This is a genomic window from Methylocystis sp. B8 (genome assembly GCF_005771425.1).
Lineage (GTDB): Bacteria > Pseudomonadota > Alphaproteobacteria > Rhizobiales > Beijerinckiaceae > Methylocystis.
Genome location: NZ_VBTZ01000011.1, coordinates 1 through 26,099 on the forward strand (window position 1 = coordinate 1; position 26,099 = coordinate 26,099).

The window sequence follows — 26,099 nt, forward strand, 5'->3', positions numbered from 1 at the left end:
AATCAAAATGCGGTGCCCCATCTCCGCAAGCGCCGCCAAGGTGTTCTGGGACGTCGTCGATTTGCCGATGCCCCCTTTGCCGTAAAAAGCTATCTGACGTAGTGACATCTTCGTCTCCTGTTGTTCCTTCACCCGCGCCCACTCTCGTGGCGCGCCATTCCTAGATTTTTGGAAACTGGTCGCGGGCTATGGGAAGGAACACATCGCTCGGCGTGGCGTAGGCGTGCGTTCAGCCCTCACTCGCAAGCGCCAACGAAGCAACCGGTGTGCCAAAAGGTCGCGAGCGAGGCCTTATCTCTGTTTTTAAAGAATTATATCGCCATCTTTCCAAGCTGCTGGCGCGTCGCTTCGCGCTCTGGCGCGCCTTCCTGTTTTCGTTGTCCGCGCGGGATCGAACAATTGTTGCGTAGTTTGCGACAATGGACATGCGGCTTCGCATGTTCGCCCCCGGGACAGCCGCCGAATGGAACGCCGATTGCTTGTCAAACGCGCATTCACAACCGTTGCTTCCTTCAGGAGGACGCCGCATGCAGATTGGTGTCGAGACGTCGAAGGCTGTCGATCAGCGCCGCGTTTTCGTCGTGGACGAAGACGAAATCACCCGCGCTGCGCTGCAATTCATGCTCCACGACGAGATCGAGACGCACGAACTTGCCGACATCGAGGAAGCTTACGAGAAGGGCGTGGATTGGCTGAAGCCCGACGTTATCCTTCTGGGCGTAAGCTTCATAAAGAGCAGAGGCGTCGAGCTGCTGCGGGAAATCTCCGACCGCTTTGCGGGCGTGAGGGTTCTCGTCGTGTGCGATCCGGCGGATGAAAAGCTGGCCGTCGAGGGTATGAAGGCCGGCGCTCATGGCGCTCTGGTCAAGCCGCTCAAGATCGAGGCTGTTCGGGAAAAGGTCGATACGGTGCTTGGGCGCGGCGGCGCCAAGCCGCTCGTGCAGTTGAGCCTGCTCTGACATTCGGCGCGATCCGCCCTTGCTTCCGATGGGCCCATGGCGAGACCGCGGAGTCTGCGTCTGGACGTCGTGCGACTCCAGGACGTCCTAATAGCGAGAGGAGCGAATGACGCCTTTGCTGGCCGCAAGCGCAATGGGTCGGTGCGCTGAGTTGCGCACGCTGATTGCGCAAGGCGCCGATCTCAGCGCCACGACGGTAGACGGCAACAACGCTCTCTGGCTTGCCGCCGCGAATGGGAGTCTCGAGGCCATCCGGGTTCTGATCGACGCCGGAGTTGAGGTCAATCATTGCAATCCAGATGGCGCTACGGCGCCGATCTACTCGGCGTCGGCGGGCAAGGCGGAGGTCGTGGCGCTGCTGTTGCAGCACGGGGCCGATCCTGCACTGGAGACGATAGATGGATTCTCAGCCTGCGATCTCGCCGCGAACATTGAGTGTCTAGCCCTGCTACGAAAGGCGCGCCCTCGCCAGGTCGCAGGCGCGGCCGACGCTGCGGATCAAATCACCTAAGCACGGCGAGAAAGAATATGAACATCGACGAAATCATCGAAAATTTCGAGCTCCTCGACGATTGGGAGGACCGGTACCGCTATGTGATCGAGCTCGGGCGCGGGCTCACGCCACTTGAGGAGGCGCTGAAGACAGACGAAAATAAAGTGTCTGGGTGCGCGAGCCAGGTTTGGCTTTCGATGACAACCAAATTTCCGGACGGATCGGAGCCGACGCTTACTATATTCGGCGATAGCGACGCACACATCGTTCGCGGTCTAGTGGCGATTCTGATTGCGCTCTACTCGGGAAAGAACATAACCAAAATATTGGAAACGGATCCCATGGCGCTTTTTGAACGGCTGGGGTTGAAGGAGCATCTGACTCCGCAGCGATCGAATGGATTTCGGTCGATGGTCGCCCGCATCCGCTCCGAAGCCAGCGCCGCCCAGGAGACGGCGCGCGCTCTTTCATAATCCTCCGCGACGCCGTCAACCTATGGTCGTCGCGGGGGATGCTCGAAGGGCGGTTTTCGCCTTACCGCGTAAGGATCATAACCAAACGGTCGACGCGCTGGCCGCCTTTGAGGTGGGAGGTGAAAATCTCGTCGATATCCTCCTGCGTCGTCGGGCGGTACCAGATGCCTTCTGGATATACGACCATCAAAGGGCCGGCAGAACAAAACCCCATGCAGCCGGCGGCAGTGAATCCAATTTCTCCGGAGCCTTCGGTTTCAACGAGTTTTCCTAGCCGGTCCCAAAGCGGCTGCGCCCCATTCGCGCCGCAGCTGCCGCGTGGATGAGTCGGAGGCCTCTGCGTGTAACAGGCGAAGACATGGCGCTTATAGAGCTGAGGAATCTCGAATTCATCATCCGGCGTGTCCGACATTGCGCGTTTTACCTTTCGAGATCGGCCTGGCGGCCGAAAGACGCATTTCTCTCAGACGCATTCATGGAAGCGTTCACGCCGCCCAAAGCAAGTTCCAGTCCAAGGGGCTCGCGACTGGCGCCCGCCTTGCTTCAACGGAAGACAAAATGAGGCGTTGGCCGTTTCGGCGAGCTTGCTTCCGATATCGGCGGCGCGCCCCGACGAAGCTCCTTCGCAAGTGACGGAAGAATGCCGTGGAGACACAGACCGTGCTTCAATCTGTTGCCGAGCCGAGCGGTAGCGACGCACGCGCCGAGCCGCGCCCTGACGCAAAGACTCTGTACGAGGCTGTCGTTGCAGCGCTACGCACCGTGTTCGATCCGGAGATCCCAGTAAACATTTACGATCTCGGCCTCGTGTACAGAATCGACGTCATCGACCAACGTCATATTGATGTCGATATGACGTTGACGGCGCCGGGATGTCCGGTTGCCGGCGAGATGATGAACATGGCGAAACGAGCCATTGACGGAGTCGAGTTCGTCTCGAGTTCGAAGGTCAACCTGGTCTTCGACCCGCCGTGGAACCAGGACATGATGTCGGAAGAAGCCAAATTGGAGCTTGGCTTTCTTTAAATTGTAAAAAGCGCTCAGCGCCTAGGCGCCGGCTGTTGACGAAGGAAAACACGGTTCCCGGCACGAAATTCGCAGTATGGCCGTGGGCAGACGACTGCGACTTCGCTTCGCCGTGGGAAGGCATCGCCTGCATGAAGACGCGAGGCTGTCATCATGATTGAACTCACTTCTCAAGACGGACATCATTTCTCGGCCTATCGAGCCGATCCGACCGAGACGCCAAAAGGCGCTGTCGTCGTGCTCCAGGATTATTCTGGAGTGAGCCCACACATACAAAAAGAGGTCGACGCCTTCGCGGCGCGCGGCTATGTCGCGATCGCGCCGTCTCTCTTCCAAAGGGGGCAGAAGACGGAGGCCGCAAACGCTGAAGAGGGCGTCGAGATCGCCAAAGCAGTTCCAGTCGAGACGGCCTTGCTTGACGTTCAGGCCGCCGTGGACTCGGTTAAGAGCGCCGGCAAAGTCGCGCTCGTCGGCTATAGTTGGGGCGGATATATCGCCTATGTCTCCGCGAATAATCTAAACGACGTTGCTTGCGCCATCGGCTATTACGCAGCCGGTCTGACTGACGAGCACTCAGAAAAGCGCAAGATTCCAACGCTTCTGCATTTTCCTGAGGATGATCCTGCGACGCCTCTCGAAGGCATCAAGCAGTTTCGGGCGACGCGCCCCGATGTGAGCGCCTTTTCCTATCCTAACGCCAAGGACGGCTTCAATTTCAACACGGCCGACAACTTCGACGCCGAATCCGCCGAACGGGCAAAGGAGCGCACGCTCTTTTGGATTTCGCAATTCGTTGAAGGTCAGCCGCCGATCGCGCTGAAGAACGCTGGGATGTATGCGCAAGCCAAGACCGAAAAGAAGAAGAAAAAGAACGACGACATGGGTCCGCCCATGGACTGAGCGGGAAGCGAAATTTGCGGGTTCGTGACGCCGGCGGCCGCGTCACAGCCTTCATGTGCATTGCACAGCTTGCGTCGACGCATAGAGCCGATTCGGCCGAGCCTCGATGAGGCAACGTCGAACTTGAATATATGCGCGAATATATGCGCGTCAGCGCAGTTCGTGTTGCGTCACTCGCTCAGCAATGCCGCTCGATCTCGGAAGCATAGAGTCGCTCTGGACTTTCAAAGTTCAGAAATCTGATGATATAGCGCGCGAGCGGCGTGATGGCGCCGCCTGCCGCGAATAATCCCAAATTTCCGGAGCATCACGCTTTCGCGATCTGATTATGCGGGATGCTCTTCTTGTCGAGAAGCGCCGCCAATTCTCCTGTCTGAAACATTTCGCGCGTAATATCACAACCGCCGATGAACTCGCCTTTGACATAAAGCTGAGGGATGGTTGGCCAGTTCGAGAAGGCTTTGACGCCCTCACGAATGTCTCCGTCGGCCAGTACATTGATAGCCTTATAGGAGGCGCCCATCTGACTGAGAATCTGGACGACCTGCATCGAAAAACCGCATTGGGGAGCTTGCGGCGTTCCCTTCATGAAAAGGACGATGTCCGCACTCTCAATCGCTTCTTTGACTCGCGTGGTTGTATCGGACATTTGCGCGCTCCAACACGAATTGCACCTTAGTTCGGCTCGAAAATTATGGCGCTTGCGTCGTCAGCGCCAGGGCATGTAATTCGCCGCCAAGTTTGTCGCCCAAAGCGGCGTTGACCAGCTGATGCTGTCGCACGCGACTTAGTCCCTTAAACGCCGACGATGTGACGGTCGCGGACCAATGGTCGTTGTCGTCGGCGAGCGCCGTCAACGCCGCCACCGCGTCCGGCAGCGCGGTCTTGATAAGACTTTCAATATCTTTCGCAGACATCGGCATGGTTATTCCTTCCGAGTCTTCTCGCGTCAGTCCCGAACAGCTTTCAGCCGTCCAGCGCTGGCGGCCAACGGCATGCAAAATAGGCGCCCAATTGTTTGGGCGCGTCTTTAGAACTTTGCCCTGCCTGCGACTTCGACGAGCTTGACCGACTATGGTTCGCCGTTAGGATCAGCCGCCGCCGGAACGGCAAACCACATAGAAAAGAATAACAGGGGCAGGAAATGATACGCGAATTTAAATATAAGGGTGAAACCTTCAGAGTTAATGCGCATGGCATACCGGGTCATGAAGAAGTGTTCATCATTCACCTCGTGGACGGCGAGGAGTTAGGCGAAATCTCTATCGATCGGATGACCGAAGAAAACGACACGAACGCTCCGATCGAGGCGATTTGTGTGATGCTATGTGATAAGTTGATCACTGAGCAAGATATTCAATGCGCCGATCCAACAGCAGCATTCGTATGGGTCGAGGGCAGGCGTGTGCGGGACGTGCTTCCGAGCAATGACGCCGCCGCTGTCGATTGACTGTTCGCGCCATAATTCTGGTTGCTCTCTCGACTCTCATTGTAGTGTTGACGTGGGTCTCGCTTGCGGGACAGACGTGCTGCCGAGCAGCAGGAATTGACGCGCGGGGAGCGCATGCGCTGTAGGCCTCGTCTACTTGCGCTCCCCAATCAACCTGTTGACGGCTCCGCTCAAGCGTGCGGGAACGCGACTAACATCGTAGCCTCACCAGTTTGATTCTGGTCTGGTCCCCATCAATCGCACACAGCTCTGATAATTGAAGGGAGCGCGAATCCGGTGACGAAGTCCGCATGCCATTCGCGAGGTGGGAAATTTTGGAAGCGCGAATGGAGAAAGTTTGAAGGTGAAAGGATACGCGCCTTTCATTATTCTCGATTGGAACCGCCATATCGGCGGACACGAATTTGGAGGAGCAACGCCAATGGCATGGTCGCAACCCACTATCGTTGAAATCTGCGTCGGCATGGAAATCACGAGCTACGAATCGGCTGAGATCTAATCTTTCGTCTTCTCGAGGCCGGGGCCAAGGCAATCTTGGCTCTGCAACTCGGGAAACGAATGCTCAGCGCCCAGAAAAGTCAGTACGCAAAAGCGTCGCCGTCGTTAAGATGGCGACGCTTTTGTCTGTTGGACAGATTGCGACGCTCTTCGCGTCCAATCACGCGAATATTCGACCTTGGCGACGTCGCCGAATACCCAATTCCCGTTCTTCGGACTTCGGGCCGTTCCGCTGCGCGAGGGAAGGGATCAGGATCTTCCTAGGTAAAGCGCTCGGTTGCTTTGTCACTCACGGCATTGTGCTGCTAGCATATTGTTTTTGAATGTCTTTATTGTTCAGAGCGCTTGCTCTACGAAAATTTGCGCCTAATCTGGAGAGAATCGAACCGCGAGGAGAAGGGCATGGCGTGTAGCGGTTTCCGTCTGCAGCTCGAAGGCTATGGCCTCACGACGGCGAATATTCTCTATCGTCTGCCGGATTACCCGAAGATCATCCAGTCATACGTCTGGCAGGAGTATGATCTCCATCCAGACTTCCCGGAACTGCGCAAATTCCTGGATTTCTGGAGGCGTAGCCTCGATGGCCCCCTCCATTCCGTTATCGTCGCGCACGCAAATCTGATCAAACCCGCCGAGATGAAGCTGCTCGACGGCGAATTTAGCGTCCACTGAGGGGGCGCCTTGCGGAACGAGCTTCGGCGAGACAAAATCGCCGAAGGTTTGGAGCGGGGCGGGCTGTGAGGGACGAAGCTGATCGAAAGTCTTGGGCGGACGTCTTGGAAGCGGCGGCGGCGATCGCCGTCGTGGTCGCGGCTTTCCTTTTCGCGAGGCAATATCGGGAAAGCCTTTCCATCGAGGAAGACGCTGAGCCGCTCTCGCTGACTTTGCAGCGCGAAGCGGCGGAAGTGAACGCCACCCTTCCCGAAATGGTCAGCGAAGGCGTTCGCCTGGATAAGACGACGGCGGGGCCTGGCAACATCTTCAATTACAACTATACGATTGTCGACGACGAAGCGGCTCGAACGCTGATCGGGAACGCCAAAAAACTCGCCGAATTAAAGAGCCAGTTGCACGAACGCGTTTGTCTGACCATGCCGCAACATCGCACCAGCGGCGCCATTATCAGATATTTTCTGAAGGACAATAAAGGCGAGACGATTGCGGACGTCATGATTGACGCTAGCGACTGTTAAGAAGGGCGGGCTGACGCGCCGCGCCATCGAGCCACGAATTGTCCAGCTGCTGTGGATCGGCTGCGGCCAAAAACTGTTTCGCTGCGGCTTAAGCGTTGTCCGAGGATGTGTGCGCCGCGCATCGCCGATGATATAGACGAGATCGTGCAGTCCCATATCATCGAAGGAAAGCCGGTCGAAACGGCTGATTTTTGCGCCGCAGCCATAGAGACGCCGGACGCCGTCGAGGGGGCCGTAGCAGAAACTAGTTCTTAGGAGCCATGGCATGAAAATTTCCGCGCGTAACTGCCTTCCCGGAACCGTTAAACATATTCAAAAAGGCGCGACCACGGCGCATGTAACGATGGACGTCAACGGATTGACGGTCACGGCTTCAATAACCAACGAATCCGTTGAGGAGCTCGGACTTCGCGAAGGATCCAAGGTTAAGGCGGTCATCAAGTCTTCCGACGTGATGATTGCGGTCGACTAAAATTCGCAGGCGGGCGATGGAAGCTATTGCGCTGGAATGCGCGACGGCTTTCCATCGGCGCCGACGAAGGGAAATAGCCCGGCCTGGAAGCATTGCGTCATGTGAGCGGCTTTGGCGATGGCCTGCTCGGCCTGCTTCTTCGGCAGCGTCTCATTGGCGCTTTCGCTAAAGAGTTCGAGCCAGCGCGCAAAATGCTGCGGCTCAATCGGAAGATTAATATGCGCGGCGAAGGGATGACCTTGGTAACGATCCGTTCCGAGCAAGGTTTTGGACCAGAAATTTGCGACGATCCCCATGTGCTCGTCGAGACCGTCTATGGCCGTAAAGATCGGCCCTAGCAACTGGTCGTCGGCGCCCTTGGCATAGAAGCGGCGCACGCAGTCGTCGATCGCAATCTCCAACTTCGCACATTCAGTTGCGTCTCCTATCGGGGCAATGTCGGGTTCCATGGCGTTCTCCCTCAACGACTAGCGCTTGCCGCCGTCTCGCTCAGCGAGTCGACCTTGTCGCGCACGAATTCAGCCCGCAATGGCTTCGCCATAAATCCGTGCGCGCCAGCGGCGACGCATTCCTGGCCGAACCCGCTTGAAATCTGATCGACGATGACCAGGATTTTCGCTTCGGGGATGCGCGTCAAATATTCCTGAATGAGATCCAGGCCGTTGGCGCGTATGACGCCTTCGGCGAGCACCAGCAGGCCCGGTCTTATTTCCTTCACCTTTGCGAGCGCGCCGGTTGCGCTCTCTAGTTCATGCGCCTCATATCCATCGCGGAGCATGAATCGGATGGCCGCGCGCGAGTTTTCGTTGTCGTCGACGACGAAAACACGCGTACTTTCAGAAACTTGTATCGCGCTCCGCACGAAAAGTCTCGCTCGGCGTTGACCAAGAATATTCAACGAGCAAGTTACATGCCGCGTGAAGCTGGGCTCAAAAGGTCAAAGCGTGAACGCAATGGACTCGACGCCTCTGTGGGCGTCGCCGCCAGCCTTCACCTCGTCTGCTCTATTCGCCGTGCGCAGCCGCCCGCGTGCAACAAAACGCTCTACAGTGCAGCGTTCCAAGCGCGAGCATATTTTCGCGAGTTCTAAACACTGTCGGCGTGTAGCTTCTTGGTGTTCTGTATCGCCGCCGCCGCCTCTATTTCAATCCACCAATCCTGAGCCTAGTTTGGAATTAAAACGTTTCCAAACTAGATCTGTGGTAGAAAAGTGACAATCAAATACAAAATACATTTGCATGTGACTGAAACTATACAGATTACAATGCTTCCATTCAGCTGTTTCTTCGATTGACCGCCGCCGTACCGAAATTTAGCTTCGGTCAAGTCTTCGCAGACGCGGAAGATGATAACGCATAATCCTCCCCGGCGGTTCCAAATGAGCGACGTAAAGTCTCCAATTTCTCTTCGAATGTTGACTCAATCGCTTCCGAGGACACGCGCCGGTGATTTGTCGTCGGTAAAGGCGCTGAGCGTCGCAGCGGCGCTTGCATCAAGCGTGAGCGCTTCAGCTTTGGCGCAATCCGCCGCGACGACGTTGCCTCCCGTCAAAGTCGACGCGCCGCAAGAAAAGCCGCGCGCGGCCATGCCGTCGAAACCCAAGCCAGTTCTTGCTCAGCCGCGTCAAGCGCGACAGCCGGGCGCCAATTCTGCAGCGGCGGGCAATCAGCAAGGCGCGCCCGGCGCTTCGAGCGCAGCCGGTCAGGGCGCAGGCGCGGGAGGCGTTCCGATCTTTGTCACGGCGCCGAACGCCAATCCTTACGCCGATCCGGTCGCGCCTTATAAGGTCGACCGCCTGGCGTCGACGAAGTTCACTGAGCCGGTGCTCAATACGCCGCGCACGATCACGGTGCTGAGCAAGGAAGTGCTCGACGACAAGAATGCGTTCACTTTGCGCGAAATCGGCCGCAGCACGGCGGGCGTGACGCTGGGCACGGGCGAAGGCGGCAACGCCTTCGGCGACCGCTTCTTCATTCGAGGCTTCGACGTTCGCAACGACATTTTCGTCGACGGCATTCGCGATCCTGGCGTCAGCATTCGCGAGAACTTTTACACTGAGCAGGTTGAAATTCTGCGCGGTCCCGGGTCGACATTCGCCGGCCGCGGCACCGCAGGCGGCGCGATCAACATCGTCACTAAACAGGCGACCGATCGCGATTTTGTCGATCTCAACACGATCGGCGGCTTCTCCGATCACATGAAGCGGGTGACGCTCGACGTCAACAAGGCGATCAGCCCGATCCTCGCGGTGCGCGTCAACGCGCTTTGGCATGACTCGAATGTCGCTGGACGCGGATTTATCACCGACTACCGCGACGGCGTCGCCGGCTCGGTGGTGTTCAAGCCGCTGCCCGACCTGACGCTCACGGGACAATATACGCACGTTTATCAGAAGGGTTTGCCAGACTTTGGCGTGCCGTACAACAGGGTTTGGAATCGGCCATTCCCCGAAGGCGTTATCCCACGCTACAACTGGTATGGTTTTGTCGACCGCGACTTCCAGGCGGCGGTGCAAGACTTCGGCACCTTTACGGCCCATTACCGCTATAATGACAATCTCGTCATTGATAATCGGTTCCGACAGGGCCGGTCCGTTCTCGATTACATCGGGTCCTTGGCTGGAAGCGCCAACCTTTTTGCCGGGACCGTGAATATCGGCGCGCAAAGCCGCTATCAGGTCGTCAACATACTCGACAACCAGACCGAGGCGACCATTAGGCTCGAAACCGGCCCCATTAAACACGCGCTTGTCGCTGGCGTCGAATTTGCGCGAGAGGGCGTGACGCGCACCAATTACCAGGGCCTTTCTTCGGAGCTGAACGGAATCCCTTCTGGCAACACCATTACTTGCAACCTCTATCTGCCGTGCACCTATCTACCGTTCCTGAACACGCCCTATCGCAATCCGAATCCGACGCGCATCGCCGTCGACACCAAATCGGGCTATCTGATCGAGACTGCGAACTATCAAGATGTCGTGCTCGTGAACGGCGGCGCGCGCTTTGATGCATACGACATCACGAGCCGCACTGAGACTCTTTCGACTTTCGCCGAGAATCATTCGGGGCTGTTCAATTGGAACGCCGGCGTCGTCTTCAAGCCGTTCCCCAACGTCAGCGCTTATGCCGCCTACGCCACCTCGGCGACTCCTGTCGGCGCGGAGCTCGACGGCAGCGCCGCGAATTACGGCGGCTTGAATACAGCGGCGCAAATCTTTCCTCCCCAAATCAACAAGGCTGGAGAGGTTGGTCTGAAATGGGAGCTGTTCGACAGGCATCTGCTTGCGACCGCCGCTTTCTTTCGGACGGATGTGACTGGCGCGCGAGAAGTGAATTCTGGCGTCACTACCGGCAATGCCGCTTATTTCGTCGATGGCATCGATCTCGAAGCTGCAGGCAATATCACAGATAGGTGGATGATCCTTGGCGGTATCGTGCTGATGGAGTCGCAAGTGACCAGCTCCTATGCGCGAACGAACATCGGTCTTAAACTTGCCAATATCGCGCATGAATCCTTCAGCCTGCTGTCGAAGTATAAGGCCGGCGAATTGCTTGGCCTTGCGCCAGACGTGCTCGAAATCGGCGGCCAGGCGATTTATCGTTCCAGGATCTATGGCGGCAACAATATCGTCGCCAACGGCGGCTCAGCGTTCAACGCCTACGGCTGGCCCGCGCCGACCGCGGCAAATCCCTTCCTGAACGTGCCCACTGTTCTGCCTTCATACTGGCGCTTCGACCTCTTTGCGGAAGGAAAGATTGGTCCCAACATCACCATGAAGCTCTCCGTCAACAATCTCTTCGACCGCACGATCTATGACGCCTTCTATCAGACCGCGACGCCCTTCGTGCAGATGTCGCCCGGCCGCGCCGTTTATTTCGAAACGCGCGTCTTGTTCTAGGAGCCGCATCGATGCTTGCGCACATACGAGGAGCGCTCGAAAAGGATGACGTCGCCGCCATTCGCGAGGCGATGAGGCAGGCGAAGTGGGAGGGCGGCGACTCGACCGCGGGCGCGAACGCTGGCGAGATGAAGCGCAATCAGCAGCTTCCGCCAGACTCCGAACTCTCACGCACGCTTGGAAGTCGGCTACTCTCCGCGCTCCTCGCCAATCCCGCCTTTGTTTCGGCGGCTGTCCCGCTTCGCGTATATCCGCCGCTCTTTAATCGTTACGGCGTCGGTGATCACTTCGATCCCCATGTCGACAACGCCATACGGGGCGACGCCGTGACGGGCGCCCGCATTCGCGTCGACCTCGCTGCAACCTTGCTGCTCTCAGAGCCTGAAGAATATGATGGCGGCGAACTGATCGTCGAAGACATTTACGGGTCGAGAAGATTTAAGCCGCCTGCTGGCGATCTCATCCTCTATTCGGCCGGCAGCCTTCATATGGTGACGCCGGTCACGAGCGGCCTGCGTTTTGGCTCATTTTTGTGGCTGCAAAGCATGATCCGTGCTGATGAAGCGCGCAGCCTCGTTTGCGATCTCGACGAGTCGATACAGGAACTCGCGCCGCGCGTGGATTCAGACGATCCGGATCTGCGCAAGCTCGTGACCGTCTACCACAATCTCATCCGTTATTGGGGAGAAGCATAGCGCCGATGCTGATTTGCATACCAGAAGTTCTTTCCAAGCAGCAGGTGGCGTTTTTTCGCGCAGCCATGGACAAGGCGCCTTGGGAGGATGGCCGCTCGACAGCCGGCGCACAATCCTCTCTGGTGAAGAACAATCTCCAACTGCCGCAATCCGGAGAAGTCGCCCGGGAACTTGGCGAACATGTGCTCGAGGCGCTTGCGCAGTCGTCCATGTTCGTCTCGGCGGCGCTGCCGCACAAGATTTTTCCGCCGCTCTTCAATCGCTATGGCGTCGGTCAGAACTTTGGACTGCACGTCGATAATGCGATCCGCGGCATACCCGGAACGCCCATTCGCATTCGTACCGATCTTTCTTGCACGCTGTTCCTCTCTGAAGCGGAAGAATATGACGGCGGAGAGCTGGTCATAGAGGATCGAGTGGGTCAGCAGGAGGTGAAACTTCCTGCTGGCGATCTCGTGCTTTATCCTTCAACCAGTCTTCATCTTGTTCGGGGCGTTACGCGCGGCGAGCGCATCGCTTCTTTCTTTTGGCTGCAGAGCATGATTCGCGACAATGTGGCCCGCGCTTTGCTCTTCGATCTTGACCAGGCGATTCAATCACTGACGACGAAGTTTGGCGCTGGCGATCCGGCTTGCGTCAAACTCTCTGGCATCTATCACAATCTGATCCGCACATGGGCTGAAGCATGAAAAATCTTTTGCAATTTCTGGTGATCTCAAGCGCCGCGCTTCTTCTTGCGCAAAACGGCGCAGCGGCGCAGGCAAATCATCCGGCGCTTGACGCGGCGATTGCGGCCAACAAGCCTCACGATCTTTCTGTCTGGACGATGTTCGTCAACGCCGACATCGTTGTGAAGATCGTGATGATCGGTCTGCTGCTCGCCTCCGTCGCGACGTGGACGATCCTCATCGCCAAAACGATCGAGTTGAAACGCGCGCGCGAACGCGTTGTGGCGGCGATCGGCCGTCTCTCGGAAGCGCGTGGGCTTTCCGAGGCGCGGCTGGCGCTTGGCGGCGGCGATCGTCTGACTCAGTCCCTACTCGGGGAGGCGACCCGGGAAATGAAGCTGTCGTCCGACATCATCGCGGCCCCGGGCGTGAAGGAGCGCATCGCGGGCTGTTATGCGGAAATCGAGCGCGCTCAAGCGCTCGCTATCAAACGGGGCACAGGACTGCTCGCCTCTGTCGGATCGACCGCGCCATTCATCGGTCTTTTCGGCACGGTCTGGGGCATCATGAACAGCTTCATCGGCATCTCGAAAGCGCAGACGACCAACCTCGCCGTTGTTGCGCCCGGCATTGCTGAAGCGCTGCTTGCGACGGCGATCGGTCTTTTCGCCGCTATACCGGCGGTGCTGATCTACAATCATCTTGCGCGCCAGGCGACGGCCTATCTCGAACTCGTCTCCAATCTTTCCGGCGAGTTGCTTCGCATTGTCTCGCGTGATCTCGATCGCGCCGGACACGCCGCAACGAAAATTCATGCGGCGGAGTAGCACATGGCCGTTCATCTCAAGAGCGATCTTCAGGAAACGCACGAGATCAACGTCACGCCGTTCATCGACGTGATGCTCGTGCTGCTCATCATCTTCATGGTGGCGGCGCCCCTCGCCACCGTCGATCTTCCCGTCGATCTGCCGGCCTCCAACGCGGCGCCTCATGAGAAGCCCGATAAGCCCGTCTATGTGACGATTCAATCCGATCTTGCGCTCGCTCTTGGCGAAACGCCGGTCAAGCGAAAGGATCTTGTTTCAGCGCTTGACGCGCATCTCGGCGACAAATCGAAACGCATTTATCTGCGAGCGGACTCCGCTGTGCCCTACGGCGAGATGATGGCGGTGCTAGAGAGTCTGCGCGCAGGCGGCTATTTGCGCGTTGCGCTCGTTGCGCTGGACGCTGGCGGCAAGGAGCCTTCCGCGCAATGAGCGCCGCCGCCGCTCTCCAGAATCCGCAATCGAACGGCAAGCTTTGGGGCGTCGCCGTCGCTTTCGCAGTGCTTCTGCATGTCGGCGGCGCGGTCGCCGCACTGGTGACTCTGCAGGGCGATGACGAGAACGCTTCCGGCGCGCCGGCGATCGAAATATCTCTCGAGCCTGCCGCGCCGCGCGACGCCGAGGCCGCGGATCTGCCGCCCGGACCTCTCGCTCACGAAGCAGCGGCCGCGGCGCCTTCCGCCGCCGCATCCGAGGCGAAGGAGGCGAAAGAGGAGCAGATAGCGCGGACAGAAGCCGAGGACGCCGAACTCACGCACAACACCACCCCGGATAAGCCGGTCGAGGACGAAAAAAAGGTTCAGGCCCAGCCAGTTGTTTCCGCTGAGTCGGCGGCGTCCGAAGCGACGGCGCCGCCCAAGTCCGACGTTGAGCGAGAGTCCGACAAACCGGTATCGCCGGTCCAGGGCGCTGACGTCAAAGCGAACGCGATTAAGCTCACTTGGCAAAAGGCGCTGCTCTCCCATCTCAACCGCCACAAGCGCTATCCGACGGCGGGCGGCCGTCGAACGGCCGAAGCGAGCATCTCATTCACGCTCGACCGGCGAGGCCATGTCGTGAGCTACAGCATCAAGCGTTCAGCGGGACATCCGGCTTTTGACGAAGCGGCGCTCGCGATGATGAAGCGCGCCGATCCTGTCCCAGCGCCGCCGCCAGTTATCGCCGATGAAGGATTGACCTTCGAGGTTCCGGTGCAATTTCGCGCCGTCGGAAAATAAGTTGCGTATAGTCATGCTGACGCAGGCAGATTGATCGACGCTTGGCGAATGGCGAGATCGACAGTCGAACCTAAAGCTTGTGGGAGCTAACTTGAGTTCTCCACAGGGCATTTTGCCTGCCAAGCTTTTCTATTTCTTAAATAATTAAGAGCATGGTCGGAGCAGATTTTCGAATCGGCGCTTCAATAATCCGTGTGGGGGGCTGCTCATGTCGCCACATGAAAAGCGAGCGATATGGACGGAAGCGGCAATGAGACAGAATCAATTGGCATGCGAGGCGCTCGATTTGGAGCGAAGCGTCATGCGACTCGGCGAACAGCTCAGAAGGCAATTTTCTGATGTCACTTCGGAGCCTCTGCCCGAAGACATGCGCGTTCTCCTGGAAGAGCTGAGCCAGGCGGCTGAGTGAACGATGCAGATGGGCGCTCGAAGCTTAATGCGCCTTGCTTGAACGATCCGTGAAATCCAGTTTCACGAGAAGACCTTTAATATCCTCCGGCGCTGGCTTCAGGATCAAATCCAGATAAAGGAGCGAAAAGCGTTTTCCGAGCGCTTCGCTCATTGAGCGCAAAAGCAGCGCTTTCTTGCCTTGCCTCGAGCCGATTTTCGGTGAAGCGATTGTCATGGCGAACGTTCCTCTGGTTTGAAGAGCGACTGCCAGGCGGATAGCTCATCGCGCGTGTCTTTGCCTGCGAACAAGCGTTCGGCCGACTGGTCGGCAAGTCGGAAAGGCGCGCCGCCCCTAACCAATCGTGACCTGCCGCGCTTCGAGCGATATTCGATGATGAACGGGCGAACGGCTTTCTTCATAGATGAACCTTCGTCTGGAGAGCGCCGGCAAGGATCAAACTTTTGGGTGACGCCAAATGTTCCGGCTTATGACTGTCGGGTGCGAACCATTAGTGTGCGTATTTGCAAACTTCGAAAAAGAAACGCCGGCGAATTGACTCGCCGGCGTCCTGCAACGATGCGCTGCCGTTAGTGGCGCGACATCCAGTCATCGATCTGCTTTTTGGCTTTGTCCTTGGCCACGCCGTAGCGCTCCTGGATCATGCCTTCGAGCTGCTCGCGGTTGCCGTTGATCCGCGCAATATCGTCGTCCGTGAGCTTGCCCCATTGCTCCCTGACGTTGCCTTTGAATTTCTTCCAGTTGCCTTCGATCGTGTCCCAGTTCATGGATGTCTCCTAATCAGGAGGCGGCCGCAATCGCGGCGGACGCCTTCGAAAGCGAGCCCGGGCCTAGCTTTCAAGACCTTTTTAACCTTTGGCTCGCGCAAATGTTCCAACCCGACTTGCGTTCTCGCTCAAATTTAAAATCCGCCTCGCTAGAGATAAGTATTTGCGCCGCTCGCTGAGCTTAAGGGCCTTGGCTATGGCGCGCGGCCGACCCCTCAAAGGTACGCATTTGCGCTGAGCGGTCGTGAAGCGTTCGGCATATATGCGGTACGCAGTTGCGTAGAAACTGGCGTGCGCCGTCTATCCCGAAAACCTCGAAATTCGTCCATTTTGCCAATCCGTTAGGACGGCTCGGCGACAGCCAGAAGCGAATTGCGGGGACCTGTCATCAGGGCGTGAGCAAATCGCTCTACGGTCAGAATATTTATTGAAGGACTTCCCCGAGCGCGGCGGGAAGACCGCGCCCTGACCGTCGGCTTTTCGTTCAACTGACGGGCACATCAGCCGGGCGCTTTTTTAGCCTTTCGAAGAGAATGGGTCGCGAATGTCTTAATTTCGGCAGGTTCGAGCTTTGCTTTCGTTTCGCTGGACGCAAGCAGGAGGATGATGCCGTGTGCACGGTGGACAGCGCGCTGCAAGACGATTGCGTGAGAGTCGTTCAAAGGCGCGACGATGAAGGCGCCTATATGATTCGGATCGGGACGCTCGAGACCGTTGTCACCATTCGACTGCGTCGGACCTGGGGATCGCGAACGGCCTATCGCCTGAGCCACGCGATAAAAACGCCGCGCCAACCAAGCCCTTATTGGAGCTGCGCGCCAGAAGCGGAAACGCCGGGCGACGCATTGCGCAAGGCGATCAGCGGTTTCACGATGCATTATCGCAAGGCCGTCGGCGAAGGCTATGCGCCAGCCGAAGACTGGCTCGTTCCAGCCGGAAATTAGTAGACGAAATCGGGAACATCGGTGACGCGCCGCCAGGCAACGGGCTGATCGTTCTTCAGACTGTTACGCACCGGGCAAAGCAAGGCGGCGTTCGTCCAGATCTGCGAATGGCAGGTCATGGAGGTGTCGGTCGGCGGCGTTCCCGCGTTGGACGAAACTTCGACGGCGGTGTGACGATATCGACAGTCGATTCCCAATATGGTCACGTTGTGCCGGCGCTGCCGACAAGACCGGCTGCGCCTCAATGGAGTGCGTCACGGCCTAGCCTGACGTCGAGCGAGCTGTGCGAAGAGGTAGCTTGCGATCAGTCCCAGCGCCGCGAACAAGGTGACGACCAAGAACACGTGATTGTGTCCGGCTGCTCCGGGCGACCGGTCGAGTAGGTAGCCCATGAGCGGTCCCATGAAGATATCAGGCGCGTAACCGATGACCGATAGAAGCCCGACAGCGAAACCTGTCTGCTCCAGTGGAATTCCGCCATCCTGCATGATAGCGAAATAGAGGCCACGGAGCCCAAAAATTCCAACGCAGGTGAAGATTATCGTCAGAACGAATGCCCACGCCATACCGGCGCCAACAAAGCCAGAGGCGAGAACGGAACTCCCTACTGCGAGCAGCACGAAACAGATGACGGTCAAAATTGGGGCGCCAATCCGCTCGGCAAGATAACCGGCGCCGGTCGCCGCGACCGGTCGTATCCACAGCGATATGGCGCCGATGCGTATTGCGTCGACTTCATTCAGCCCAATGACCTGGTTCGCGTAGAGCGAAAAGTCGTCGATCGCTTTGAAGCCGACATAAGCGCAAAGAATAATCGCAGCCTGCAGCCAGACAGACGGCATGGCGAATAGGCGGGCGTCGCGGCATAGAGATATGGCGCTTCGCGGCGGCGCTTTGCGTTCCGGCAGCGCGAACCAGATCAGCAGGGCCGCTCCGCAGGTTATCGCGGACAGCAACAGAATGACCTGCCGTAATGAGTCAGTTCGCTGCGCAAGACTGGCTGTCGCGCTGTCTTCCGGCAGCAGCGCGGCGAACAGGAACACCATGATCGACGCCATCACGGCGGCGAGCGCGCCTCTGCCGCCCTCAAGCAAGCCAAACGCGCGACTTTGGGAAAAGTCGAGTCCCCACTCACGCGTGGCGCGGATCAAGGGCGACCAGAACAGCGCGATCGTGGTGATTCCCCAATATCCGTACAAAATCGCCAGAGTTGACGAAGAGGGAATCGCCATCATCACAAGTCCGCCGGCTGCAGTGGACGTTAGCGCAACGAACAACATCGTGCGCGTCGCAAATCGATCAGCAAGCAGGCCGCCAAAAAGATACGCAGCTATTGCAACAACGCCATAAGCCGAATAGGCGGCGCCGAGCTCAAGATTAGTTACGTGAAACACGTCAAGCAGCGTCGGCCTGAATATCCGGGCCAATCCGAAAGGCAGCAAGAAAATCGACTCCCCGGCGATAATCAGCGCTGCGATCGCCAAGTATCGCCCGGGCGCATGCTCCCGACGGGCGGAAGCGGGCGCAGGCGGCCTGGGCTGCGCCGGCGATGTAGCGTTCTTATTCAACGTGGCGCATCTCAATCGCTCCGTCCTCAATCATTAGGACCTGAAAGCGCTGATGCATCTTAGGAGCCGGACCTTCATTACAGGACTACCAGGGCGCGCCGCGCCGGATCCCTTAAGTGAGACCGTCGCGTAGATGATACACAAAGCCGCATCCGCCTTGCGACGGCTTGAACGGCTAAGTTTCACAGGCGTATGATGTCTCCCATTAAAGGCGCGTCGGCGGCGGAGCGCTTCAAAGATGAACAAGATTACGACGAGTTCGAACACGGGCGCGCCTATAGAAACGGGCGCGACTTTAGAAACGCGTCCACTGCTCAGACCCCGTTGGCTGCATCCCGTGTCGACCGTTTCGGTCGTCGGGATATTCGTCGCCTTCTTTGCTTCGGGAATCTATTGGCCACAGTCGCCAATCATTGACCTGGGCGGCATTAGCGCGGACCTCGTCCCGGAAGGCGTTTCCTTGGACGCGGGCGATGCAGCGCCTGAGGGGGATTCGCTGGACGATCCCTTGCCGATCGAAACGGCGTCTCTCACCGAGGAGGGTATGGAGGAGTTGATCTCCGATGAGCAGCCACCCCCTCTGATCATGCAGCCCGACGCGGTTCCGATACCCGCGAAAAAAGAAAAAGCGGAGAAAAAGGAAAAGTCCGAGAAGCCCAGGAAGGTTGACCAGAAGGCCCAGGAAAGACGGGAAGCTCAGAATGACAGCCGTCGCGCGGCTGAGAACAACCGGCGCTACGGCCTGCCTGGAGGCGGCGGAATGGGATCAGGATCCGCTCGGGTGGCTGGCAGGTTTGGACTGCCAGGAGGCGGCGGCGACGGTTCGGGTCAGGCGACGTGCCTTGCTCAGATCGCAGCTTCAATTCGCGGGCACACTCCCGCATCGACGAGCCTTGGACCGGGAACGGTCTACGTGACCTTTTATGTGAACGCGGGCGGCGGCATATCAGGCATTTCAGTAACCGGCGGCAGCCCGGCTCATGCAGCGCTGGCGCGGCGCATCGTCGCCTCTGCGCGCGGTCCGAGCAGCTGCGGGCCCGTGTACGCGCGACAGGGCATTACTTTTCAATAAGGCTTAGCCTCAACGCCGCAGGAGAGCATTGCAATGAATCTCGCGCCAATGTCGCCGATCGGCATGTTTATTTATGCGGCCCCCGTCAGCAAAATTGTTATGGCGCTGCTGCTCGCCGCGGCGGTCTGGACTTGGGTGCTCATTATTGACGGCGTTTTCGTTCTGTTGCGGGTGTCCAAGGCGCTCGATCGCGTGCGCGCCGGCGGCGATATTGGCGTCCTCTGGCCGATCGAGGCCGCCGCGCAGGAGGCGTCGCAAACTGAATTGCCCAACGAGACCGCTCATCAGAAGCGCGACCGCGTCTTGCAACAGATGAACCGGGCGGCGCGCGAGTTCATGCTCGACGCCGAAGGCGGGCTTCCCGTTCTCGCAGTCGTGGCTTCAGCAGGCCCGTTCGTCGGCCTTTTCGGCACCGTTTGGGGCATCATGTCGAGTTTCTCTGGAATCGCTCAGACCCAGGACACAAGTCTCGCGGTGGTCGCACCCGGCATCGCTGACGCGCTCGCTGCAACCGCCTACGGGCTTGCCGCCGCCATTCCGGCCGCCATCGGCTACAATAGAATGGGCATGGCCTTCGGCGATCTCAGAGAAAAATTAAGCCGTTACGTCAAATCCTATGCGAGTTCGGTCGCCTAGCCGCGAAGCGGCGCCCATCTTGGCCAGCGAAGCGTCCTCAATTAGAGTTTCGCCGCTTATAAATTTAGCGAGGCCAATAATGAGCGATCAGTCCAGCGAGCAGGCGGCGCTCGAAAGAGCCAATCTCGACGCGAGGATCGCCTTCGCGGCCGCGAGCTTTCTCCTGGCATACGCCTTCGCAGCGCTGCTTGACCGCGTTGGCGCGCCGGAGCGCTTTGTCGGCGGGGCGCCGCCTTATTTCACCATTCTTGGCCTCGGCGCGCTCGGCTTCCTTCTGCATTCGATGCGGGTGTCGGTTTATTACACCGCCGGCCGGGCGTTGCCCGCCGCTTACGCAGGCTTCGCTAACGCCGCCATCGTGATCGCTCTGCTGCTTCCCTTTGGCGCACGGCTTGCTGGACAGAGCTGGGCTATCGGAGCGATCGGCGGCGTGTTCATCGGCCTCGCCGCAGCGGGGCTTTATTTTGGCCCGCTGCTGCGCAAGACCGGCGTTTTTTCAATTTCGGAGCTTCTTTGCGCGCGCTTTCCGAGCGCCGCGACGCGGGTGGGCTTCATCGGCGCGGTGGCGTTGTCGTCGACGCTTCTCGCCGCCGCCGGCGGGTTGATCGCCGTCAATGCGCTCGTCGAGCTCACTGGCGCCAACCGGGCGTTTGCGGCGTTTCTTGTCGCGGCGTCGACGCTTATTATCGCTGGCCCGGGCGGGCTTTCGGGCGTCATGTGGGCGTCGGCGGCCGCCGCTGGCGTGGCGACCTTGGGGTTCGGCTGGCCCATCGCCGCCCTCAGTCTCCACGACGCCTTGCCGAGCGGCCTAATTTTTGGCGGCTCAGCTTCGACGGAGGCTGCGCAGCTACTGGTAAGCTGGCGCGTCGCGCCCGCCCCGATGGGCCTTATAGCTGAACTTGCCACGACCTTGGCGGCCGCGCTTGGCGTCGCCTCGCTTGCTCCTGTCCTGGCCGCTTCGTTGGCGACGCCGGACAGGAGGAGTGCGCGCCGCGCCGGCTATTCGGCGCTTTTCTGGAGCATCGTTATCGCCCTTCTGGCGGCGGCGGCGATGGCCGTCTCGGCGCTGTCGCTCGCCCGCGCCACCGTGGGACAGCCGCCGGAACGCCTGCCGCGAACGGTCTATCAAGCGAGCGAGCGGGGTCTGATTAGCGTTTGCGGCTACTCTGTGCGTGGACCCTCCGAGGCGCAACGGGCCTGCGCGGCGAAAGGATACGCCCCAGGCGCGCCCCTTGCCGCATCCGACATTCGCCCGATCGACGGCGACTTTCTGCTCGGCTTCCTCCCCCAGGCGGCGGAGCTTGGGGCCGCTTCTTCTGGGCTGATCGCCTCGGCGCTCGTGGCGCTGGGGCTCGCGCTCGGCGCATCGGGGCTGCAAGCCTGCGCGACGGCCTTCGGCCATGACGCGCTCTATCGGCTGCGCGGCGAGATCGACCTGACGAGCCGACGCCTCGCCGTCAATCGCATCACGCTGGTCGCCGTTTCGACCCTGGCATACGTGGCGGCGGTCGCCGGCGTCTTCACGCCAGGCGCGCTCGTCGCCGCGGCGCTTGCAGTATCCGCGTCCTGCCTGGCGCCGTCTCTTGGCCTTGCCTTTTGGCCGCGCGCCGGCGATCGCGAAGCGCTTATCGCTGTGTGCGGCGGCGCTGTCGGCCTGTTCGCCGCGCTCGCCGTGGCGGAGACGCCCAATCGATTCGAAATTTATGCGCTCTGCGCGCTTGCAGGCGCGACGATCGGCGGCGCGTTCGGCCTGATATCGGGGCTAGCATCGCGAAGCGACAAGCCGGCGGCGCGGGCCTTCATCACCCGCATGCTGCGGGGCGACGCCCAGATGCTTCAGCCCGATAAGGGCGCTTGATTCCGGTTGAATCGCTGTGGTTTGCCAAACCCCTACCGTTCGCCTCAAAACCTGCTATAAGGCCCTCGCACGCCCCGGCTCGCCGGGGCGGCTCCGTTTTCGCGCGACCCTGCTGGACGACATCCCGGCCCTGGCCGCAGAGCGCGGATCACCCCTAAAAACAAGGACTATCCGATGTCGATCACGGCGGAGCGCAAGCAGGCGCTCATCAAGGAATATTCCACCAAGGCCAACGACACGGGTTCGCCCGAAGTGCAGGTCGCGATTCTCACCGAGCGAATCGCTAACCTGACCGAACACTTCAAGACCCATGCGAAGGACAATCACTCGCGTCGCGGGCTCTTAAAGCTCGTCTCCCAGCGCCGCCAGCTGCTCGACTACGTCAAGGTGCGTGACGAAGGGCGCTACAAGACGCTGATCGAGCGACTCGGCATCCGCCGCTAACCGCAAGCGCGCAAAGGCGGCGCCGATGCGCCGCTTTTGCCATTACGGAGCGCCAGAGAGGGCGCTCGCTACGACCAACGCGTAAAGTCATGGCAGGATCGCCGGACGCTGCGTCGACGCTTTAAGAAACATCGCTGCCGCAGCTTCTCGCCGTCTTGCTCATGACGAACCGCAGGTTCATCAGAGAAAGACCAGCATGTTCCAGATTCATCGCGAAGAACTCGAATGGGCAGGGCGCAAGCTCGTGCTCGAGACCGGCAAAGTCGCACGTCAGGCCGACGGCGCCGTCATGGCGAGTTGGGGCGAAACGACCGTGCTCGCAACCGTCGTTTCCGCCAAGGCGCCAAAGCCCGGCCAAGACTTTTTCCCGCTCACCGTCAACTATCAGGAAAAAGCCTTCGCCGCGGGCCGCATTCCCGGCGGCTATTTCAAACGCGAGGGCCGTCCTTCGGAGCGTGAAACGCTGGTTTCGCGCTTGATCGACCGGCCGATCCGCCCGCTCTTTCCGGATGGTTATCGCTGCGACACGCAGGTGATCGTGACCGTTCTGTCGCATGACCTCGAAAACGATCCTGACATTCTGGCTATGGTCGCGGCGTCCGCGGCGCTAACGCTTTCGGGCGTGCCCTTCATGGGACCTGTTGGCGGCGCGCGCGTCGGCTATATCAACGGCCAGCTCAAGCTCAATCCGACGATCGAGGAGATGAAGCTCTCAGATCTCGATCTCATCGTTGCTGGCACGCAGGACGCCGTGCTGATGGTCGAGTCGGAAGCCAAGGAGCTTTCCGAAGAGACGATGCTCGAAGCGGTCATGACCGGCCATCGCGGCTTCCAGCCCGTGATCGACGCGATCATTCGCTTGGCTGAACGCGCCGCCAAGGACCCGCGTGAACTCGCTACGTCCGATACGAGCGAAATTTCGAAGGCTGTGGCGGAGATCGCCGAGGCTGATCTGCGCGAAGCCTATAAGAACACGGTAAAGCAGGAGCGCTATGCCGCGGTTGATGCGGTGAAAGCGAAGGTGATGGCGGCGCTCGCGCCGGAGGGCGGCGAGTCGAAGTTCTCCAAGGAGCAGATTGCAGAGATCTTCAAGGAGCTTCAAGCTAAAGTCGTACGCAACAATATTCTCGACACCGGCCTGCGCATCGACGGTCGCGACGTGAAGACTGTGCGTCCGATCGTCGCCGAAGTCGGCGTTCTTCCGCGCACGCATGGCTCCGCGCTGTTTACGCGCGGCGAGACTCAGGCGCTTGTCGTTGCGACGCTGGGCACCGGCGAAGACGAGCAATATGTCGATTCGCTCGAGGGCACTTATAAGGAGCGTTTCCTGCTCCACTATAACTTCCCGCCCTATAGCGTTGGCGAGACGGGGCGCATGGGTTCGCCCGGCCGTCGCGAGATCGGCCATGGCAAACTCGCATGGCGCGCCCTTCGTCCGATGCTGCCGGCGGCGGCCGAATTCCCGTACACGCTGCGTGTCGTCTCCGAGATCACCGAGTCCAATGGTTCGTCTTCGATGGCGACGGTCTGCGGCACGTCGCTCGCGCTGATGGACGCCGGCGTGCCGATCAAGGCGCCGACGGCCGGCATCGCCATGGGCCTCATTCTCGAAGGCGAGCGCTTCGCCGTGCTCTCGGACATTCTCGGCGACGAGGATCATCTCGGCGACATGGACTTCAAAGTCGCCGGCACAGGCAATGGCGTGACCTCGCTGCAGATGGACATCAAGATCGCCGGCATCACCGAGGAAATCATGAAGGTCGCGCTCGCTCAGGCGAAGGACGGCCGCATGCATATTCTCGGCGAAATGGCGAAGGCGATCGCAAGCTCGCGCGCCGAACTCGGCGAATTCGCGCCGCGTATCGAAACGATGAAGATCCCGACTGACAAAATCCGCGACGTCATCGGCTCGGGCGGCAAGGTCATCCGCGAGATCGTCGAGAAGACCGGCGCCAAGATCAACATCGAAGACGACGGCACGGTGAAGGTCGCATCCTCCGACGGCAATTCGATCAAAGCGGCGATCAACTGGATCAAGTCGATCGCCTCTGATCCAGAGGTCGGCATGATCTACGAAGGCACGGTCGTCAAGACCGCCGACTTCGGCGCCTTCGTCAATTTCTTCGGCGCCAAGGACGGTCTCGTTCACATTTCGCAGCTATCGAAGCAGCGCGTGAACAAGACGACGGATGTCGTGAAGGAAGGCGACCGCGTGAAGGTCAAACTTCTCGGCTTCGACGACCGCGGCAAGGTGCGCCTCTCGATGCGCGCCGTCGATCAAGAGACCGGCGAGGACCTCGAGGCCAAGGAAAAGGCCGAACGGGAAGCCGCAGCGGCGAGCGAAGGGTAAACCCTTAAAAGGGCGGCTTCTCAGAAGCCGCCCTTTTCTTTGGCCAAGCCAAGTCTTTGGCCAAGACAAGTCATTTTTCACAAAGCTCGTCGACGCGGCGTCGCCAGGGGTCATTCGCCACTCGGAGAAACTCGCCATTCCCGCGCCTTGCCAAGCCCGCGACGCGCCCTGTCTATAGGCGGGTAGCAACAGAGGCGAACAATGGACGATGAGCTGGAAGCGGCGGCGCTCGTTGAACAAGAGCCTGCTCTTTCGATTGACGTTTTCGTCCTCGCCCGACTCGCTGTCACGCTCGCCTTCATCTGCGCCGCGCTGCTGGTCGCCGCGCCTTTCCTGCCTGCGCTCACTTGGGCGCTTGTGCTTGCGGTTCTGTTTATTAGTCCTCACCGTCTATTGGAGCGCTTTTTGCCGCCTTCCGTCGCGGCCCTTGTCTCTATTCTGATCGTTGGCCTTGTTGTCGTGGGACCGCTGTTGCTCGTGATCGAGCGGATCGTCAGCGAGGCCGCCGCAGGCGTCGACTATGTCCAGAAAGCTGTGCAGCAAGGCGACTGGCAAACGATGCTCGATGCGCATCCTTGGCTCAGCAGTTTTCAAAGCTGGATCGAACGCAGATTTGATCTCCAGGCAATTTTCTCGCAGCTCGGGGCGTTCTTCACCAATATCGCCGCAAATGTTTTACGCGCGTCGACGGGTCAGATCATCACGACCCTGCTCGCCTTTTATCTTCTCTTCTTTCTCTTGCGCGACAGAGCGGTGGCGCTGCAGACGCTTGTGCGGTTGTCGCCCTTTTCAAATCTCGAAACCGGCAAGATTATCGTGCGCGTTCGGGATACGATTCACGCGATCATTTTCGGAACTCTGGCGGTCGCAGGTTTGCAGGGTCTCCTTGGCGGCTTCATGTTCTGGGTGCTCGGCTTGAACTCGCCGGTGCTCTGGGGCTTGATCATGGGGCTTGTATCGATCGTGCCGGTGCTCGGCTCCTTCGTCATTTGGATTCCGGCGACGATCTACCTTTTGATCGAGGGCCGGTGGGTCGCGGCCATCATTCTCGGCCTATGGGGCGGTGTGGTTATCTCCACCGTCGACAATCTTGTTCGGCCGCTGCTCATCGGCGACAGCATGCGCCTACACACGGTTCCGGCTTTCATCGCGATGCTCGGCGGCCTTCAGCTGTTCGGCGCTTCGGGCCTTGTCATTGGCCCGATCGTCATGGCGCTCAGTTCACTGTTGCTGGAATTCTGGCGTCGTCGGGTCGGACCCGATCAGCCGACCTAGTTCAACCGCT

At 59.3% G+C, this 26,099-nt stretch carries 33 protein-coding genes; 23 read left to right on the forward strand and 10 right to left on the reverse strand.

All coding sequences use genetic code 11. From position 1 onward, the window contains the following. Positions 1-108, reverse strand: a 108-nt coding sequence (locus FEV16_RS14630; RefSeq protein WP_281404864.1) for an ArsA-related P-loop ATPase, incomplete at its 3' end; no start/stop codon positions are given. A 419-nt stretch (positions 109-527) separates the two neighbouring features. On the opposite strand from FEV16_RS14630, the gene FEV16_RS14635 reads away from it, so the two are divergent. From FEV16_RS14635 to FEV16_RS14645, 3 genes are all read left to right on the forward strand, one after another. Beyond that, on the forward strand, positions 528-959 hold the full coding sequence (locus tag FEV16_RS14635; protein ID WP_138168360.1) for a response regulator: 432 nt from the start codon (positions 528-530) through the stop codon (positions 957-959). Positions 960-1,065: 106 nt separating this feature from the next. After that, entirely contained in the window at positions 1,066-1,470 is a 405-nt protein-coding gene (locus FEV16_RS14640; RefSeq protein ID WP_138168361.1) for an ankyrin repeat domain-containing protein, read from the forward strand. Between the two features lie 17 nt (positions 1,471-1,487). Continuing rightward, a complete protein-coding gene (locus tag FEV16_RS14645; RefSeq protein WP_138168362.1) occupies positions 1,488-1,925 on the forward strand; it encodes a SufE family protein in 438 nt (145 codons plus the stop codon). A gap of 61 nt (positions 1,926-1,986) precedes the next feature. Here the strand turns inward: FEV16_RS14645 and FEV16_RS14650 are convergent, their stop codons facing one another. Beyond that, the gene (locus FEV16_RS14650) at positions 1,987-2,337 is read right to left on the reverse strand and encodes a (2Fe-2S) ferredoxin domain-containing protein (protein WP_138168363.1); all 351 of its coding nucleotides are present in this window, start codon (positions 2,335-2,337) and stop codon (positions 1,987-1,989) included. A gap of 248 nt (positions 2,338-2,585) precedes the next feature. Here FEV16_RS14650 and FEV16_RS14655 point away from each other — a divergent pair, with 248 nt between their 5' ends. Both FEV16_RS14655 and FEV16_RS14660 read left to right on the forward strand, forming a co-directional pair. Then, entirely contained in the window at positions 2,586-2,951 is a 366-nt protein-coding gene (locus FEV16_RS14655; protein ID WP_246657356.1) for a DUF59 domain-containing protein, read from the forward strand. Positions 2,952-3,104: 153 nt separating this feature from the next. Further along, the gene (locus FEV16_RS14660; RefSeq protein ID WP_138168365.1) at positions 3,105-3,851 is read left to right on the forward strand and encodes a dienelactone hydrolase family protein; all 747 of its coding nucleotides are present in this window, start codon (positions 3,105-3,107) and stop codon (positions 3,849-3,851) included. 307 nt (positions 3,852-4,158) lie between these two features. Here FEV16_RS14660 and grxD read toward each other — a convergent pair whose 3' ends face one another. Together grxD and FEV16_RS14670 are read right to left on the reverse strand one after the other, a co-directional pair. Continuing rightward, positions 4,159-4,500, reverse strand: coding sequence for a Grx4 family monothiol glutaredoxin (grxD, locus tag FEV16_RS14665; protein WP_138168366.1), 342 nt, complete (start codon positions 4,498-4,500; stop codon positions 4,159-4,161). A gap of 43 nt (positions 4,501-4,543) precedes the next feature. Continuing rightward, entirely contained in the window at positions 4,544-4,774 is a 231-nt protein-coding gene (locus FEV16_RS14670) for a BolA/IbaG family iron-sulfur metabolism protein (RefSeq protein ID WP_171015247.1), read from the reverse strand. Positions 4,775-4,995: 221 nt separating this feature from the next. On the opposite strand from FEV16_RS14670, the gene FEV16_RS14675 reads away from it, so the two are divergent. The 4 genes from FEV16_RS14675 (at position 4,996) to FEV16_RS14700 (ending at position 7,464) form a co-directional block, all read left to right on the forward strand. Beyond that, positions 4,996-5,301, forward strand: a complete 306-nt coding sequence (locus FEV16_RS14675; protein WP_138168367.1) for a hypothetical protein — start codon at positions 4,996-4,998, stop codon at positions 5,299-5,301. Between the two features lie 900 nt (positions 5,302-6,201). Beyond that, positions 6,202-6,471, forward strand: coding sequence for an usg protein (locus FEV16_RS14685; protein ID WP_138168368.1), 270 nt, complete (start codon positions 6,202-6,204; stop codon positions 6,469-6,471). A 65-nt stretch (positions 6,472-6,536) separates the two neighbouring features. Further along, complete coding sequence (locus tag FEV16_RS14690) at positions 6,537-6,992, forward strand: hypothetical protein (RefSeq protein ID WP_138168369.1); 456 nt, start codon at positions 6,537-6,539, stop codon at positions 6,990-6,992. 265 nt (positions 6,993-7,257) lie between these two features. After that, entirely contained in the window at positions 7,258-7,464 is a 207-nt protein-coding gene (locus FEV16_RS14700) for a TOBE domain-containing protein (protein ID WP_138168370.1), read from the forward strand. A 23-nt stretch (positions 7,465-7,487) separates the two neighbouring features. On the opposite strand, the gene FEV16_RS14705 is transcribed toward FEV16_RS14700, so the two are convergent. Together FEV16_RS14705 and FEV16_RS14710 are read right to left on the reverse strand one after the other, a co-directional pair. After that, positions 7,488-7,913 (reverse strand): group III truncated hemoglobin, encoded by a 426-nt coding sequence (locus FEV16_RS14705; RefSeq protein ID WP_138168371.1) that lies wholly within the window; start codon positions 7,911-7,913, stop codon positions 7,488-7,490. Positions 7,914-7,924: 11 nt separating this feature from the next. After that, positions 7,925-8,326, reverse strand: coding sequence for a response regulator (locus tag FEV16_RS14710; protein ID WP_138168372.1), 402 nt, complete (start codon positions 8,324-8,326; stop codon positions 7,925-7,927). Between the two features lie 549 nt (positions 8,327-8,875). On the opposite strand from FEV16_RS14710, the gene FEV16_RS14715 reads away from it, so the two are divergent. The 7 genes from FEV16_RS14715 to FEV16_RS16990 all read left to right on the forward strand — a co-directional run bounded on the left by FEV16_RS14715 (position 8,876) and on the right by FEV16_RS16990 (position 15,175). Further along, positions 8,876-11,362, forward strand: a complete 2,487-nt coding sequence (locus tag FEV16_RS14715) for a TonB-dependent receptor (protein ID WP_138168435.1) — start codon at positions 8,876-8,878, stop codon at positions 11,360-11,362. Between the two features lie 11 nt (positions 11,363-11,373). Next, positions 11,374-12,057 carry a Fe2+-dependent dioxygenase gene (locus FEV16_RS14720; RefSeq protein ID WP_138168373.1) on the forward strand — a complete coding sequence of 228 codons (684 nt, stop codon included), beginning with the start codon at positions 11,374-11,376 and terminating at the stop codon, positions 12,055-12,057. Between the two features lie 5 nt (positions 12,058-12,062). After that, positions 12,063-12,746: a Fe2+-dependent dioxygenase gene (locus tag FEV16_RS14725; protein ID WP_138168374.1), complete on the forward strand. Its 684-nt coding sequence runs from the start codon at positions 12,063-12,065 to the stop codon at positions 12,744-12,746. After that, positions 12,743-13,552, forward strand: a complete 810-nt coding sequence (gene exbB / locus FEV16_RS14730; protein ID WP_138168375.1) for a tonB-system energizer ExbB — start codon at positions 12,743-12,745, stop codon at positions 13,550-13,552. Before FEV16_RS14725 ends, exbB begins: the two co-directional genes overlap by 4 nt. Positions 13,553-13,555: 3 nt before the next feature. Beyond that, on the forward strand, positions 13,556-13,981 hold the full coding sequence (gene exbD / locus FEV16_RS14735) for a TonB system transport protein ExbD (RefSeq protein ID WP_138168376.1): 426 nt from the start codon (positions 13,556-13,558) through the stop codon (positions 13,979-13,981). Then, positions 13,978-14,766, forward strand: a complete 789-nt coding sequence (locus FEV16_RS14740) for a TonB family protein (protein ID WP_138168377.1) — start codon at positions 13,978-13,980, stop codon at positions 14,764-14,766. The genes exbD and FEV16_RS14740 overlap by 4 nt, the downstream gene beginning before the upstream one ends. Before the next feature lie 250 nt (positions 14,767-15,016). Next, a complete protein-coding gene (locus FEV16_RS16990; protein WP_171015249.1) occupies positions 15,017-15,175 on the forward strand; it encodes a NepR family anti-sigma factor in 159 nt (52 codons plus the stop codon). 24 nt (positions 15,176-15,199) lie between these two features. On the opposite strand, the gene FEV16_RS14745 is transcribed toward FEV16_RS16990, so the two are convergent. Then, positions 15,200-15,391, reverse strand: a complete 192-nt coding sequence (locus FEV16_RS14745; RefSeq protein WP_138168378.1) for a hypothetical protein — start codon at positions 15,389-15,391, stop codon at positions 15,200-15,202. 353 nt (positions 15,392-15,744) lie between these two features. Next, on the reverse strand, positions 15,745-15,942 hold the full coding sequence (locus FEV16_RS14755) for a CsbD family protein (RefSeq protein WP_138168380.1): 198 nt from the start codon (positions 15,940-15,942) through the stop codon (positions 15,745-15,747). 611 nt (positions 15,943-16,553) lie between these two features. Here FEV16_RS14755 and FEV16_RS14760 point away from each other — a divergent pair. Further along, positions 16,554-16,886, forward strand: a complete 333-nt coding sequence (locus tag FEV16_RS14760) for a hypothetical protein (protein WP_246657358.1) — start codon at positions 16,554-16,556, stop codon at positions 16,884-16,886. On the opposite strand, the gene FEV16_RS14765 is transcribed toward FEV16_RS14760, so the two are convergent. Both FEV16_RS14765 and FEV16_RS14770 read right to left on the reverse strand, forming a co-directional pair. Continuing rightward, on the reverse strand, positions 16,883-17,092 hold the full coding sequence (locus FEV16_RS14765; protein ID WP_210234903.1) for a hypothetical protein: 210 nt from the start codon (positions 17,090-17,092) through the stop codon (positions 16,883-16,885). The genes FEV16_RS14760 and FEV16_RS14765 overlap by 4 nt on opposite strands. Positions 17,093-17,140: 48 nt before the next feature. Next, positions 17,141-18,370 carry an MFS transporter gene (locus FEV16_RS14770; RefSeq protein WP_246657359.1) on the reverse strand — a complete coding sequence of 410 codons (1,230 nt, stop codon included), beginning with the start codon at positions 18,368-18,370 and terminating at the stop codon, positions 17,141-17,143. A 322-nt stretch (positions 18,371-18,692) separates the two neighbouring features. Here FEV16_RS14770 and FEV16_RS14775 point away from each other — a divergent pair, with 322 nt between their 5' ends. From FEV16_RS14775 to FEV16_RS14800, 6 genes are all read left to right on the forward strand, one after another. Next, positions 18,693-19,526, forward strand: a complete 834-nt coding sequence (locus tag FEV16_RS14775) for a hypothetical protein (protein WP_138168381.1) — start codon at positions 18,693-18,695, stop codon at positions 19,524-19,526. Between the two features lie 33 nt (positions 19,527-19,559). Then, complete coding sequence (locus FEV16_RS14780) at positions 19,560-20,162, forward strand: MotA/TolQ/ExbB proton channel family protein (RefSeq protein WP_138168382.1); 603 nt, start codon at positions 19,560-19,562, stop codon at positions 20,160-20,162. A gap of 79 nt (positions 20,163-20,241) precedes the next feature. Next, positions 20,242-22,020 (forward strand): sodium:solute symporter, encoded by a 1,779-nt coding sequence (locus FEV16_RS14785; protein ID WP_138168383.1) that lies wholly within the window; start codon positions 20,242-20,244, stop codon positions 22,018-22,020. A 174-nt stretch (positions 22,021-22,194) separates the two neighbouring features. After that, positions 22,195-22,464, forward strand: a complete 270-nt coding sequence (rpsO, locus tag FEV16_RS14790; RefSeq protein WP_138168384.1) for a 30S ribosomal protein S15 — start codon at positions 22,195-22,197, stop codon at positions 22,462-22,464. Positions 22,465-22,660: 196 nt separating this feature from the next. After that, positions 22,661-24,814 carry a polyribonucleotide nucleotidyltransferase gene (gene pnp, locus FEV16_RS14795; protein ID WP_138168385.1) on the forward strand — a complete coding sequence of 718 codons (2,154 nt, stop codon included), beginning with the start codon at positions 22,661-22,663 and terminating at the stop codon, positions 24,812-24,814. A gap of 201 nt (positions 24,815-25,015) precedes the next feature. Beyond that, a complete protein-coding gene (locus FEV16_RS14800; protein ID WP_138168386.1) occupies positions 25,016-26,089 on the forward strand; it encodes an AI-2E family transporter in 1,074 nt (357 codons plus the stop codon). The last annotated feature ends 10 nt before the right edge of the window (positions 26,090-26,099 follow it).